The organism is Klebsiella quasivariicola (assembly GCF_002269255.1).
Lineage (GTDB): Bacteria > Pseudomonadota > Gammaproteobacteria > Enterobacterales > Enterobacteriaceae > Klebsiella > Klebsiella quasivariicola.
On the sequence record NZ_CP022823.1, the window covers coordinates 5039674 to 5053511 of the forward strand.

The 13838-nt window shown below is 58.7% G+C and carries 10 protein-coding genes and 3 tRNA genes; 5 read left to right on the forward strand and 8 right to left on the reverse strand.

Features of this window, described 5'->3' with window-relative positions; genetic code table 11:
* Window positions 1–12: 12 nt before the first annotated feature.
* Together tsaE and nnr are read right to left on the reverse strand one after the other, a co-directional pair.
* Window positions 13–474 (reverse strand): tRNA (adenosine(37)-N6)-threonylcarbamoyltransferase complex ATPase subunit type 1 TsaE, encoded by a 462-nt coding sequence (gene tsaE / locus B8P98_RS25355; RefSeq protein ID WP_025712618.1) that lies wholly within the window; start codon window positions 472–474, stop codon window positions 13–15.
* On the reverse strand, window positions 467–1978 hold the full coding sequence (nnr, locus tag B8P98_RS25360; RefSeq protein ID WP_025712617.1) for a bifunctional ADP-dependent NAD(P)H-hydrate dehydratase/NAD(P)H-hydrate epimerase: 1512 nt from the start codon (window positions 1976–1978) through the stop codon (window positions 467–469). Before nnr ends, tsaE begins: the two co-directional genes overlap by 8 nt.
* 13 nt (window positions 1979–1991) lie before the next feature.
* Here nnr and queG point away from each other — a divergent pair, with 13 nt between their 5' ends.
* A complete protein-coding gene (queG, locus tag B8P98_RS25365) occupies window positions 1992–3131 on the forward strand; it encodes a tRNA epoxyqueuosine(34) reductase QueG (RefSeq protein ID WP_025712616.1) in 1140 nt (379 codons plus the stop codon).
* Window positions 3132–3401: 270 nt separating this feature from the next.
* Here queG and B8P98_RS25370 read toward each other — a convergent pair.
* The 3 genes from B8P98_RS25370 to B8P98_RS25380 form a co-directional block, all read right to left on the reverse strand.
* A tRNA-Gly gene (locus B8P98_RS25370) sits at window positions 3402–3477 on the reverse strand.
* A gap of 72 nt (window positions 3478–3549) precedes the next feature.
* Window positions 3550–3625 (reverse strand) — tRNA-Gly (locus tag B8P98_RS25375).
* 68 nt (window positions 3626–3693) lie between these two features.
* Window positions 3694–3769 (reverse strand) — tRNA-Gly (locus B8P98_RS25380).
* Window positions 3770–4063: 294 nt separating this feature from the next.
* Between B8P98_RS25380 and B8P98_RS25390 the strand changes: the two genes are divergently transcribed.
* Entirely contained in the window at window positions 4064–4795 is a 732-nt protein-coding gene (locus B8P98_RS25390) for a transporter substrate-binding domain-containing protein (protein ID WP_025712615.1), read from the forward strand.
* 43 nt (window positions 4796–4838) lie between these two features.
* On the opposite strand, the gene orn is transcribed toward B8P98_RS25390, so the two are convergent.
* On the reverse strand, window positions 4839–5384 hold the full coding sequence (orn, locus tag B8P98_RS25395) for an oligoribonuclease (RefSeq protein ID WP_002885538.1): 546 nt from the start codon (window positions 5382–5384) through the stop codon (window positions 4839–4841).
* 94 nt (window positions 5385–5478) lie between these two features.
* Here orn and rsgA point away from each other — a divergent pair, with 94 nt between their 5' ends.
* The 3 genes from rsgA to mscM all read left to right on the forward strand — a co-directional run bounded on the left by rsgA (window position 5479) and on the right by mscM (window position 11017).
* A complete protein-coding gene (gene rsgA / locus B8P98_RS25405) occupies window positions 5479–6540 on the forward strand; it encodes a small ribosomal subunit biogenesis GTPase RsgA (RefSeq protein WP_025712614.1) in 1062 nt (353 codons plus the stop codon).
* A 160-nt stretch (window positions 6541–6700) separates the two neighbouring features.
* On the forward strand, window positions 6701–7663 hold the full coding sequence (asd, locus tag B8P98_RS25410) for an archaetidylserine decarboxylase (RefSeq protein ID WP_012969117.1): 963 nt from the start codon (window positions 6701–6703) through the stop codon (window positions 7661–7663).
* Window positions 7664–7687: 24 nt separating this feature from the next.
* Entirely contained in the window at window positions 7688–11017 is a 3330-nt protein-coding gene (gene mscM / locus B8P98_RS25415) for a miniconductance mechanosensitive channel MscM (protein ID WP_025712613.1), read from the forward strand.
* 37 nt (window positions 11018–11054) lie between these two features.
* Here mscM and yjeM read toward each other — a convergent pair whose 3' ends face one another.
* Window positions 11055–12557: a glutamate/gamma-aminobutyrate family transporter YjeM gene (yjeM, locus tag B8P98_RS25420; RefSeq protein ID WP_025712612.1), complete on the reverse strand. Its 1503-nt coding sequence runs from the start codon at window positions 12555–12557 to the stop codon at window positions 11055–11057.
* A 184-nt stretch (window positions 12558–12741) separates the two neighbouring features.
* Window positions 12742–13719, reverse strand: a complete 978-nt coding sequence (epmA, locus tag B8P98_RS25425; RefSeq protein WP_025712611.1) for an elongation factor P--(R)-beta-lysine ligase — start codon at window positions 13717–13719, stop codon at window positions 12742–12744.
* Window positions 13720–13838 lie beyond the last annotated feature (119 nt).

Here is a 13838-nt window from a genome sequence, read left to right on the forward strand (position 1 = left end):
TCATCCTTCAGGCTAAATGGCTAAACGCGCCAGTAAAGACTCACCCCGTGAGGAGACCGCGGTAATGCGCGCCTCACGCCCTTGTGCCTGGTAATCGAGGTGAATTTCAACGTCCGGGTCAGGCAGGACACCTGCGCCTTGCTGCGGCCACTCCACCAGGCAGATGGCATCGTCGGCAAAATAATCACGGATCCCCATAAATTCGAGCTCCTCAGGATCCGCCAGTCGGTAGAGATCGAAGTGATACACCATCAGCTTGTCGAGGGTATACGGCTCCACCAGGGTATAGGTTGGGCTTTTGACATTGCCGCGGTGACCGAGCGCCTGTAAAAAGCCGCGGCTGAAGGTGGTTTTCCCCGCGCCTAAATCACCATACAGATAAATCACGGTGGCGCCGGTACAGGCCTGCGCGATGCGGTCGCCAAGGGCCAGCGTGGCCTGCTCATCGGGTAAAGGAATCACTCGGTTAATCATGGTCTACGTCAATCACATCCGGGTTAACAACACGCCTGAGCGTGGAAAAGAGATCGGTTGCCAGCATGCCGCGGGTACCCACGCGGGCGGCCAGCCGGTCGGCGGCATCGCCATGGGCGACGCACCCGGCACAGGCAGCATCATACGGCGTCAGGTGCTGTCCTAACAATGCGGCGATGATGCCAGTGAGCACATCCCCCATCCCGCCGCTGGCCATCCCAGCGTTGCCGGCGTCGATAATGCCCATCGCCCCGCTTTCACTGGCCACTACCGTGCCCGCGCCTTTCAGCACGACCACACCACCATACCGTTTTACCAGACGCTGCGCAGAATGTAAGCGATCGCTTTCAATTTCTGCCACGCTGACGTTCAGCAGACGGGCCGCTTCGCCGGGATGCGGGGTTAACACGCGATTGTGACGTTTATCGGGATTGAATGCCAGCAGGTTCAGCGCGTCGGCGTCCCAGACCATTGGTTTGTTGAAACTTTCCGCCGTGCGCAGGGCGCTGCGCCCCCACTCGTTCTGCCCCAGGCCCGGGCCAATCGCCACCACATCCGCCCACTCCAGTGCGGCTTTCAGGGTCTGCGGCGTCAGCTCATCCACCATTAATTCCGGCCGGGCGGTGACAATCGGCGCCACGTTCTCCCGGTGAGTGAGTACTCGCACCAGCCCCGCACCGGTGCGTAAGGCCGCTTCACCGCACATACGAATAGCGCCTGCCGTGCCGCGATCGCCACCGATAATCACGAGCTTGCCGTGATCGCCCTTATGGGAGGTGGCCCGCCGCGGCGGCAGCCAGTCGGCAAGGTGAGCGGCGCAAAACCGCGTCAGAGGAGTACTTTGCCCGGCAAGCCAGCGCTCAAGCCCGAGGGCATGATGATGGAGATGCCCGACGACATCCCGCGCCTTGCCGGTCAGCAGCCCCGGCTTGAGGGCGATAAAGGTCAGCGTATGGTCGGCCTGCATGACCGCCCCTGGTGTCGCCCCGGTCTGCGCGTTCAGGCCGGAAGGGATATCCAGGGCCACCACCGGTGCCGGATGGTGGTTCGCCTGGCGAATGAGCGCTGCGACGGGATCGCGCGGCGCGCTGCGCAGGCCGGTGCCGAGCAGGCCATCAATAATCAGGGAGATATCGTCGGGCCATGGGATGGTCGCCGCATGGATCACACCGCCGGCGTTAAGCCACGCCTCCCGCGCCGCCTGCGCCTCTTCCGGCAGCGGACTCTCGCTCTCCACCGCCAGCAATGTTACCCGCCGCCCCGCGGCCAGCGCCAGACGCGCCACGACGTACCCGTCGCCGCCGTTATTGCCATGTCCGCAGAGGATCAGCCAGTGCGCGCTGGCGGGATAAGCGCGGCTGGCCAGCTGAAAGGCCGCCTCGCCCGCGCGCTGCATGAGTTCGAACAGCGTCAGCCCCAGGCTGTCCGCCGCCTCTCGTTCGGCCAGGCGCAGCGCCTCCGCAGGCCAAATGTTGTATGGTATACTGTCAGGGTTTTTCGTCATTGTATGGTCCATCATGTCACAGCCCCTCGATCTCGTTCAGTTAGCGCAACAAATCAAACAATGGGGCACAGAGCTTGGGTTCCAGCAGGTGGGGATCGCCGATACCGATCTCAGCGCCAGTGAACCCAAACTGCAGGCATGGCTGGATAAACAATACCACGGCGAAATGGAATGGATGGCGCGTCACGGTATGATGCGCGCCCGTCCCCACGAGCTGCTGCCCGGTACGTTACGCGTCATCAGCGTGCGGATGAACTATCTGCCCGCCAACGCCGCCTTTGCCCGCACCCTGAAAGATCCCGCGCTGGGTTACGTCAGCCGTTATGCCCTCGGGCGTGATTATCATAAGCTGCTACGTAATCGCCTGAAAAAACTGGGGGAGAAGATTCAGGAACAGTGTGCTTCGCTCAATTTTAGACCTTTTGTCGACTCCGCGCCTATCCTGGAACGGCCAATCGCAGAAAAAGCGGGCCTTGGCTGGACAGGTAAGCACTCACTTATCTTAAGTCGCGACGCCGGATCGTTCTTTTTCCTCGGCGAACTGCTGATTGACCTGCCCCTGCCGGTCGACAGCCCGGTTGCGGAAGAGTGCGGACGCTGCGTCGCCTGCATGACCATCTGTCCTACCGGCGCCATCGTTGAGCCCTACACCGTCGACGCCCGGCGCTGCATCTCTTATCTCACCATCGAACTGGAAGGCGCGATCCCCGAGGAGTTCCGTCCGCTTATCGGCAACCGCATCTATGGCTGCGACGACTGCCAGCTCATCTGCCCGTGGAACCGTTTCTCACAGCTCACCGATGAAGAGGATTTCAGCCCACGCAAAGCGCTGCATGCCCCGCCGCTGGTGGAGCTGTTCGCCTGGAGCGAAGCGTGGTTTCTGAAGGTAACCGAAGGGTCGGCCATTCGTCGCATTGGCCACCTGCGCTGGCTGCGCAATATCGCCGTCGCGCTGGGCAATGCGCCCTGGGATGAAGCCCATCTTCGCGCGCTGGAGAGTCGCCGGGGTGAGCACCCGCTTCTCGACGAGCACATTGAATGGGCGATTGCCCAGCAAATGAAAAAGCGGAGCGCCGACGCCGTCGAAGTACAGCTACCAAAAAAATTACGTCTGGTCAGGGTGGTAGAGAAAGGCTTGCCGCGGGACGCCTGATTCATTCACAGGCTGTGAATAAAATCTAAAACACATTGCGTTTCAAGGCGCAGACCGAGGTCAAGTGATCGGATTAACATTTTGAAATGAAATTTAATTGTTAAATTTCAATTAGATAACAAGATACTATTTACAAAGCGAAGCATTTACGTCATCAGAGACGAAACGACAACCTGTGGATAACTCTGTTCACAGTATTTCTGCAGACCAAACGAAAATCATCCCCGGCGCTGGATTGCACTGTGGATAAATAAGAGATGGAAGAAAATTTGGAGCGGGAAACGAGACTCGAACTCGCGACCCCGACCTTGGCAAGGTCGTGCTCTACCAACTGAGCTATTCCCGCTTAATCATCGTCATTCAAGCTACCCTGTAGCAACCTGAATACTGCGACTGGTGTGGTGTGTCTTTCAAATTTTGGAGCGGGAAACGAGACTCGAACTCGCGACCCCGACCTTGGCAAGGTCGTGCTCTACCAACTGAGCTATTCCCGCTTAATCTTCGGCTTTCGTCTCGCATCTGCGAGTTGAAATCCTTCGATAAGGATGGTGCTTTCAAATTTTGGAGCGGGAAACGAGACTCGAACTCGCGACCCCGACCTTGGCAAGGTCGTGCTCTACCAACTGAGCTATTCCCGCGTTACTGCATTTTTTGCCATATTTTGATGGCGTCGTAATTTGCATTTCTGCGTCGTTACGGGAGGCGCATTATACGAGAATTCGATGCCCCTGCAACCCCCTGTTCATCACTTTTTTGCGTTTTTTGTTTAAGTGGACATTTTCTCGCCACCTACGCCGCTGAATTGTATAAATAAGCGTCACAACGGGCAAAATCGCTTTTTCCGCCCGGCTGAATGACGCAAAATCGCTCGCATCATATTGCGGTGGCGCGACGTATAACGAGGCCACCACGACGCCAAAAAGGGAATTAGCATGAGAAAAGTCCTCACCGTCCTGCTGCTGGGCACGCTGGCCATCGGAACCGCGTCAGCCGAGACGCTCCATTTTGGCACCACCACGGCCAATCCACCGTTTGTCACCACCAACGGCAAAAATCAGCCCGTCGGCTTCGATATCGATCTCGCGCACGCCCTGTGCCAGCAGATGCAGGCGCAGTGCCAGTTCACAGCGCAGCGTTTCGATACTCTGATCCCTGCTTTACGCTTTAAGAAGTTTGATGCGGTGATTGCCGGCATGGAAGTGATCCCGATGCGCGAGAAGCAGGTCGCCTTTAGCCGCCCCTATCGTCAGGCGCTCTCCGGGGTGGTGATCGTCAATAAAGATGTCGCCCATACCTTTGCCGATCTGAAAGCCAAAAAAATCGGCGTGGTGAAAGGCACGCTGCATCAGCACTATCTGCGCGATAAGCAGAAGGCCGTGCAGGCGATCCCTTACGACGACGTCGCCAGCGCTTTAGCCGCGCTGAAAGCTGGCGAAATAACCGGCGTCATGGGCGACTTCGCCACGCTCGACGCCTGGCAACAAGAGAACCCTGACTACGCCATCATGGATGAGCGGGCCACTGACCCGGCTTATTATGGGAAACAGTATGCAATTGCAGTGCGCAAAGACGACCCGGAGCTGCTGAATGCCATCAACGATGCCCTGACCGCGGTCATGGCGACGCCTGACTTCCAGCAGATGCAGCAAAAGTGGTTTAAATAGCGCGGGAAAGCAAACCGGGCCGCACACCGGGCCCGGTTGCGGTTTACAGCTTAATAAAATGCTCGCGATAGTAAGCCAGCTCGGCGACCGACTCACGGATATCGTCCATCGCCTGATGGGTACCCTGTTTTTTAAAGCCGTCGAGAATTTCCGGCTTCCAGCGGCGCGCCAGCTCTTTCAGGGTGCTGACGTCCAGGTAGCGGTAGTGAAAATAGGCTTCCAGTTGCGGCATGTACTTAAACAGGAAGCGACGATCCTGGCCGATGCTGTTGCCGCAGATCGGCGATTTGCCTGCCGGCACCCACTGCTTAAGAAACTCAATAGTCGCCAGTTCGGCATCGTGCTCGCTGACGGTGCTGGCCTTTACGCGATCCACCAGCCCGCTGCCGGTATGCGTCCGTACATTCCACTCGTCCATTAATGCCAGTTGAGCGTCCGACTGATGTACCGCGATGGTCGGCCCCTCAGCCAAAATGTTCAGGTTGGCATCGGTCACCAGGGTGGCGATTTCGATAATGCGATCGCGCTCCGGATCCAGCCCTGTCATCTCAAGATCGATCCAAATGAGGTTGTTTTCATTTGCACTCATGCTATTTTCCACCCTTCTTGCGTGACTATATTCATCTAAAATAGCGTGTATCATAGAGGTTTTGCCCCATCAGGGCGACCAGGAGCCAGTTCGATTGAGTAAAAATAAACTCTCCAAAGGCCAGCAGCGCCGCGTCAAAGCCAACCACCAGCGCCGTCTGAAAACCACTGCGGAGAAGGCCGACTACGATGACAACCTGTTTGGCGAAACGTCCGAAGGTATTGTCATCAGTCGCTTTGGCATGCATGCCGACGTCGAATCCGCTGACGGCAGCGTGCATCGCTGCAATATCCGCCGGACGATCCGCTCGCTGGTGACCGGCGACCGCGTGGTCTGGCGGCCGGGTAAAGACGCCGCCGATGGCGTAAACGTTAAAGGGATCGTCGAGGCGGTTCACGATCGCGCCTCCGTCCTGACGCGTCCGGATTTTTACGACGGCGTGAAGCCTATCGCCGCCAATATCGATCAGATCGTGGTGGTTTCCGCGATCCTGCCAGAGTTGTCGCTGAATATTATCGATCGTTATCTGGTGGCCTGCGAAGCGCAGGATATCGAGCCGTTGATCGTCCTGAATAAAATCGATCTGCTGGATGACGATGGCCTGCGCTTCGTCAATGAGCAAATGGACATCTACCGCAATATCGGTTACCGCGTGCTGCTGGTTTCCAGTCGTACTCAGGACGGCCTTAAGCCGCTGGAAGCGGCCCTGACCGACCGTATCAGCATCTTCGCCGGGCAGTCCGGGGTCGGTAAATCGAGCCTGCTGAACGCCCTGCTCGGGTTGAACGAGGATCAGATCCTCACCAATGATGTTTCGGACGTTTCCGGCTTAGGCCAGCACACCACCACCGCAGCGCGCCTCTACCACTTCCCGCACGGCGGCGATGTGATTGATTCGCCGGGCGTTCGTGAATTCGGCCTGTGGCATCTGGAAGCGGAACAAATCACCAATGGCTTTGTCGAATTCCATGATTATTTAGGCCGTTGCAAGTATCGCGACTGTAAACACGATACCGATCCTGGCTGTGCGCTGCGCGAAGCGGTAGAGAACGGCAAGATCGCCGAAAGCCGTTTTGAGAACTACCATCGCATCCTGGAAAGCATGGCGCAGGTACAGGTAAAAACGCGTAAAAACTTTTCCTCGTCCGATGACTGATCATTAAGCTGGGCATCACATCAGGCTCTGCCAGGACGCGGTCAAAGTGCGACTAACGCGGCTGCCATTTAGCGAGTTTTACGTATAGAATCGTCCCCTTTTTTCAGGACCCCGCCCGCGGGCGGGGTCAGGAACGACATATCATGGCCTGGAGGCTACTTTGTTAAACGATCTTAAACTTTCACTGCAATACATTCTGCCTAAACTGTGGCTCACCCGCCTCGCAGGCTGGGGTGCGAGCAAACGCGCAGGTTGGTTGACGAAACTGGTCATCGATCTGTTCGTGAAATACTACAAGGTCGATATGAAAGAGGCGCAGAAGCCGGATACCGCGGCTTATCGCACCTTCAACGATTTCTTTGTGCGTCCGCTGCGCGACGACGTTCGCCCGCTGAATACCGATCCCAACGTGCTGGTGATGCCGGCAGACGGCGTGATCAGCCAGCTTGGCGCCATTGAAGACGATAAAATCCTGCAGGCCAAAGGTCATGACTACAGCCTGGAAGCCCTGCTGGCCGGCAACTATCAAATGGCCGACCTGTTCCGTAACGGCAGCTTCGCCACCACCTATCTGTCGCCGCGCGACTATCACCGCGTGCACATGCCGTGCAACGGCATCCTGCGCGAAATGATCTACGTCCCTGGCGACCTGTTCTCGGTTAACCATCTGACGGCGCAGAATGTGCCTAACCTGTTCGCCCGTAACGAGCGCGTCATCTGCCTGTTTGATACTGAGTTTGGCCCGATGGCGCAAATTCTGGTGGGCGCGACTATCGTCGGCAGCATCGAGACCGTGTGGTCCGGCACCGTGACCCCACCGCGCGAAGGCATTATTAAACGCTGGACCTGGCCCGCTGGCGACAGCGAAGGCTCCGTCGCCCTGCTGAAAGGCCAGGAGATGGGCCGCTTCAAACTGGGTTCCACCGTGATCAACCTGTTTGCCCCGGGCCAGGTGAAGCTGGTCGACTCGCTGCAAAGCCTGTCCGTGACTAAAATCGGCCAACCGCTGGCGACCGCCGTGGAAGCCAGCACCGCTGCTGAACCCGCGCCGTTACCGGAAGAAGAGATCCGCGCCGAACACCGCGCCAGCCCGCTGGTTGACGATACACAAGACCAAGGTTAATTCTTCAGCAAAAAGGGTTATGCCGTGCGCCTGATATACACTTTCCTGTTGGCCTTGAGCCTCAGTTTCGGGGCGTACGCTGCGACAGCCCCGGATGCTAAACAGATAACCCAGGAACTGGAACAGGCGAAGGCGGCAAAGCCCGCCCAGCCTGAAACCGTTGAAGTTCTGCAGTCCGCGCTGAACGCGCTTGAGGAGCAAAAATCGTCCCTCGAGCGCGCCCGTCAGTATCAGGACGTTATCGATAATTTCCCCAAACTGTTTCAAAGCCTGCGCTCCCAGCTCAACAATCTGAGCGAAGAACCGCGCCAGGTGCCAACCGGCCTGACCGCCGATGCGCTGAACCAGGAGATCCTGCAGGTCAGCAGCCAGCTGCTGGAATCGAGCCGCCAGGCGCAGCAGGAGCAGGATCGCGCGCGTGAAATCGCCGACTCCCTGAACCAGCTGCCGCAGCAGCAAACCGATGCCCGTCGTCAGCTCAATGAGGTTGAGCGCCGCATCGGCACGCAAACCGGCAACAATGCTCTCGCCCAGGCGCAAAATCTTGCCCTGCAGGCGGAATCGGCGCGCCTGAAGGCGCTGGTGGATGAACTCGACCTCGCCCAGCTTTCCGCCAACAACCGCCAGGAGCTGTCGCGCGCCCGTTCCGAGCTGGCGCAAAAGCAGAGCGAACAACTGGATGCCTATCTGCAGGCGCTGCGCAATTTACAGAACAGCCAGCGCCAGCGGGAGGCGGAAAAGGCGCTGGAGAGCACCGAACTGCTGGCGGAGAACAGTGAAAACCTGCCGCCGGACATCACCGCGCAGTTCAAGGTCAACCGGGAGCTCTCCCAGGCGCTGAACCAGCAGGCGCAGCGCATGGATCTGGTGGCCTCCCAGCAGCGGCAGGCGACGAATCAAACGCTGCAGGTGCGCCAGGCGTTAAACACCCTGCGCGAGCAATCGCAGTGGCTGGGCTCTTCCAACCTGCTGGGTGAAGCCTTACGCGCCCAGGTGGCGCGACTGCCGGAACGCCCTCGCCCACAGCAGCTGGATACGGAAATGGCACAGTTGCGCGTGCAGCGTCTGCGCTTTGAAGATTTACTCAGTAAGCAACCACAGCTGCGGCAGATCCGTCAGGCCGACGGCCAACCGCTGACCAGCGAGCAGAACAAGATCCTGCAGGCGCAGCTGCGCACGCAGAACGAGCTATTGAACTCGCTGCTGCGCGGCGGTGATACCCTGATGCTGGAGCTCACCAAGCTGAAGGTCGCCAACGGCCAGTTGGAAGACGCGCTGAAAGAGATCAACGAAGCGACTCACCGCTATCTGTTCTGGACTTCGGACGTTAGCCCTATCGGCTTCTCCTGGCCGCTGGAGATTGTCCAGGATCTGCGGCGCCTGATCTCCCTGGATACCATCAGCGAGCTGGGCAAAGCCAGCGCGATGATGCTCACCAGCAAAGAGACCTTGTTGCCGCTGTTTGCCGCCCTGCTGCTGGTCGGCTTCAGCATCAGCTCGCGGCGCCATTTCACCCGCTTCCTTGAGCGCTCCAGCGCCCGGGTGGGGAAAGTCACCCAGGATCACTTCTGGCTGACGCTGCGCACGGTCTTCTGGTCGATACTGGTGGCCTCGCCGCTGCCGGTGCTGTGGATGACGCTCGGCTATGGCCTGCAGTCCGCCTGGCCCTTCCCGCTGGCGGTGGCGATAGGCGATGGGGTCACGGCGACCGTGCCTTTGCTGTGGGTGGTGATGATCTGCGCCACCTTCGCCCGGCCAAACGGGCTGTTTATCGCCCACTTCGGCTGGCCGCGTAGCCGCGTGGCGAAGGCGATGCGCTACTACCTGATGAGCATCGGGCTGATTGTGCCGCTGATTATGGCGCTGATCATGTTTGATAATCTTAACGACCGCGAGTTCTCCGCCTCGCTGGGCCGCCTGTGCTTCCTGCTGATCTGCGGCGCGCTGGCGGTAGTTACCCTGAGCCTTAAGCACGCCGGTATTCCGCTCTACCTGGATAAAGAGGGTAATGGCGACAATATGGTGAACCGCCTGCTGTGGAACCTGATGCTTGGCGCCCCGCTGGTGGCGATGCTGGCGGCCGCCGTCGGCTACCTCGCCACCGCTCAGGCGCTGCTTGCGCGTCTGGAAACCTCGGTCGCCATCTGGTTCCTGCTGCTGGTGGTCTATCACATCATCCGCCGCTGGATGCTGATCCAGCGCCGCCGGCTGGCCTTCGACCGGGCCCGCCATCGTCGTGCGGAAATTCTCGCTCAGCGCGCCCGCGGCGAAGATGAACCTATGCACGTCAGCAGCCCGGAAGGGTCGGTGGAGACAGAGGTCAGCGAGGTCGACCTCGATGCCATCAGTACCCAGTCGCTGCGGCTTGTACGCTCTCTGCTGATGCTGATCGCGCTGCTGTCGGTTATCGTCCTGTGGTCGGAAATACACTCGGCGTTTGGCTTCCTTGAGAATATCTCGCTGTGGGACGTGACCTCGACGGTACAAGGAGTGGAAAGCCTTGAGCCCATCACGCTTGGCGCGGTGTTGATTGCCATTCTGGTGCTGATCATCACCACTCAGCTGGTACGCAACCTGCCCGCGCTGCTGGAGCTGGCGATCCTCCAGCATCTTGATTTAACGCCCGGCACCGGTTACGCCATCACCACTATCACCAAGTATCTGCTGATGCTGGTCGGCGGTCTGGTGGGCTTCTCGATGATCGGCATTGAGTGGTCGAAGCTGCAGTGGCTGGTCGCCGCGCTGGGTGTGGGTCTCGGATTTGGCCTGCAGGAGATCTTCGCCAACTTTATCTCCGGCCTGATTATCCTGTTTGAGAAGCCGATCCGCATCGGCGATACGGTCACCATTCGCGACCTGACGGGCAGCGTCACCCGCATCAATACCCGCGCCACTACCATCAGCGACTGGGACCGGAAAGAGATTATCGTGCCGAACAAGGCGTTCATTACCGAACAGTTTATCAACTGGTCGCTATCGGACTCGGTCACCCGCGTGGTGCTGACGGTGCCGGCGCCCGTGGACGCCGATACCGACGAGGTCACGAAAATTCTCATCGCCGCCGCGCATCGCTGCTCGCTGGTCATCGATACCCCGGCGCCGGAGGCGTTTCTTGTCGACCTGCAGCAGGGGATCCAGATTTTCGAGCTGCGTATTTTTGCCGCGGAGATGGGGCACCGCATGCCGCTGCGCCATGAGATGCATCAGCTGATCCTCGCCGGCTTCCGCGAGCATGGCATTGATATGCCGTTCCCTCCGTTCCAGATGCGTCTGGAAAGTATCGACGGCAGGCAAAGCAGTAAGACCATGACCTCGGCAGGAAAAACCAGCCGCCGTACGGCTGGTAGCCTGTAAGTGATGCTCTGCCCGGCGACACCGCCGGGCAAGCTCTTTAACTCTCCATTACCAGCGCGCCGGACGCCATGCGCCGACGGTAGCGTTCGTAGATCCCCAACGCCAGCAGTGAGAAAAAGATCGGCCCGCCGACCATCCACAGCGTGCTGTTCCAGTCACCACCGTCAATCACCGGTTGAATGATGGTGAAGATATTGGCGAAGGTCACCACCAGCAGCACCACGCCGGTCGCCAGCAGCGTCGACTGGCGGTTTTTGAAGATCACGAACGGCCGGTCGAGATGCGCTTTCGCCTTGAAGAACGGGAAGGCGATGGTCAGGAACAGATAGGGCAAGGTCATCGAGACATTGGCCATCAGCGTCAGCTTGTTATAAAACGCGGAAGCGCTATCCCCACCGAACGATACCAGTACGATAAACACCCCGACCAGCAGGCACTGCAGCCACATCGCCACGGCGGGCATGCCGTTGACGTTAAGACGGGTCATCACCGACGGCCAGAGCGCTTTTGGCGTACCCTGGATAATCGCTTTCAGGGGTGAATAGCTGAGGGTGAAGAACGCGCCGGTATAGGCGAGAAACATCGACAGCCCGGTGATACGGGCGAACCAGACCCCGGTCAGGGCTGACGCCGCTGGCGTCAGGTGCAGGGCCTGGCCCAGCGTCGTCCCGAGGCTGGTCATCAGCACATAGGTGATGTTGCCAAGGTTGGTCGAACGCGCGCCAAGCACTTGCTGCCAGTTGGCGCTCACGCCCCACAGCACGATCGCCAGCGAGTAACCGATCGAGATAACGATCGCCGCGATGATAATCCCTTTGGCAAAGTTCTTTTCCGGTTTATCGGTCTTATCCACCAGGCCGCCAACCGCCTCAATTCCGCCATAGGCGAAAATGGCAAACACGACAAACGACAGCATCGCCATGCCCGACTGATACCCGGGATTAGGCGAAAGAGTAAAGTTTAGCGGCTGGGCGAAATGGCCGCCGTTGAGCAGCAGGATCGCCCCGCTCACCAGCAGCAGCACCAGGTTCAACCCCATCACCGCGATACCGCCGACGGCGGTAATTTTGGCGATTTTATTAATCCCTTTGACGGCAATAAAGGTCACCACGGCCATCCAGCAGGCCGCCAGAATACCGACCGTCTGCGTCGGCGTCAGGCCACCCAGCGCCCAGGTCTGCGTTTTGTCCGCGCCAAACAAAAAGGTGGATAACGGCACCCAGATTTTAGCCGCCGTACTCACCATCCACACCACGTACGAGGCAAACCACATAAAGGTGCCGATGAACGCAAAACGCGGCCCGACGCTGTGGTTCATCCAGGAATAGATCCCGCCCTCTTCCCGACGGTAGGCCGAGCCCATCTCCGCCATCATCAGCGCGAACGGAATAAAGAAAAAGAGAGCGGAAAAAAGATAAAACGGCATCGCGCTGTAGCCCATCAGATAAAACGCCGACGGGCTGTTGGCGAAGCCAAAAACCGAAGTGAAGATCATCAGAATCAGCCCAATCAGGCTCATCTTCTTGAGTTGTTGATGCATAAATCTATCCAAACGTGGGCATCGCCCGACGAGCAACGCCTGGCCTCATAAAAAGAGCGCGGATAGTAGCAAAAGCACAGAGGGAGATTGTGGGTATTCGGGCTAAAACCGGGACGATGTGGTCAGGTTCAGGGCGGGTCGGTCACCTCCCCCCACACCGAGGCAGAAGGAGGTGAAAAAACGATCAGGCGCGGTCCACCGTAAAGGCGATCACTTCGCCGATGCTTTCGGCGCCCAGCGCCAGCATGACCACACGGTCAACGCCCAGCGCCACGCCGGAGCAATCCGGCAGACCCGCCTCCAGCGCCGCCAGCAGGTTGTTATCGATGGGCTGCTGCGGAAGGCCGCGCGCGGCGCGTTTACGGTTGTCCTGCTCAAAGCGCAGGCGCTGCTCACGGGCGTCGGTCAGCTCGTGGAAACCGTTCGCTAGCTCAATACCTTTGTAGTAAACCTCGAAGCGCTCAGCGACCCGATGATCTTCCGGGCTGATCTGCGCTAACGAGGCCTGGGTGGCCGGGAAATGATAGATAAACGTCGGGCGATCTTTACCGATGTGCGGCTCCACGCCCATGGTAAACAACAGCTGCAGCAGCGTGTCGCGATCTTCTTCTGTATCGGCGATATTGCTCAGATCCAGTTTCGCCGCAACTTCACGTAGCTGCGCCTTATCGGCAGAGAGCGGATCAATATCCAGATGGCGCTGGAACGCTTGCTGATAGGAGAGGCTTTCCGCCGGCTGGCACTCCAGCACCTGCTGTAGCAGATCGTCCACCTCGTTGATCAGGCGATACATGTCATAGCACGGACGATACCACTCCAGCATGGTGAATTCCGGGTTGTGATGCCTCCCCATCTCTTCATTGCGAAAGCTGCGGCACAGCTGGAAGACCGGGCCGCAGCCCGCCGCCAGCAGGCGCTTCATGTGGTATTCCGGACTGGTCATCAGGTACAGATTAAGTCCCTGGGAATGGCCCGGGCCGACGAAACGGGTTTCGAACGGGAACAAATGAATATCCGTTACCGTCGCCTGACTCATGCAAGGCGTCTCCACCTCCAGCACGCCGCGATCGGTAAAGAAACGGCGGATTTCCGCCATCACCGCCGCGCGTTTCAACAGATTGGGAATGGGTGCGCTCGGCTGCCAGGTTGCCGTCTCGCTCATGGTACTTTCTCCGATTGCAAATTAAGGGCACGAAGTCTACTCGCAACCGGCGAGTGAAACAAATTTTGTGCAATCATCGGCGGATTACATGCCATTAATCTATCGTTAACCTAAAGGTA

Excerpts from the sequence above, each read along its gene's own strand:
- tsaE (WP_025712618.1), bottom strand. The coding sequence starts at position 474 with ATGATTAACCGAGTGATTCCTTTACCCGATGAGCAGGCCACGCTGGCC.
- nnr (WP_025712617.1), bottom strand. The coding sequence starts at position 1,978 with ATGACGAAAAACCCTGACAGTATACCATACAACATTTGGCCTGCGGAG.
- queG (WP_025712616.1), top strand. The coding sequence starts at position 1,992 with ATGTCACAGCCCCTCGATCTCGTTCAGTTAGCGCAACAAATCAAACAA.
- B8P98_RS25390 (WP_025712615.1), top strand. The coding sequence starts at position 4,064 with ATGAGAAAAGTCCTCACCGTCCTGCTGCTGGGCACGCTGGCCATCGGA.
- orn (WP_002885538.1), bottom strand. The coding sequence starts at position 5,384 with ATGAGTGCAAATGAAAACAACCTCATTTGGATCGATCTTGAGATGACA.
- yjeM (WP_025712612.1), bottom strand. The coding sequence starts at position 12,557 with ATGCATCAACAACTCAAGAAGATGAGCCTGATTGGGCTGATTCTGATG.
- epmA (WP_025712611.1), bottom strand. The coding sequence starts at position 13,719 with ATGAGCGAGACGGCAACCTGGCAGCCGAGCGCACCCATTCCCAATCTG.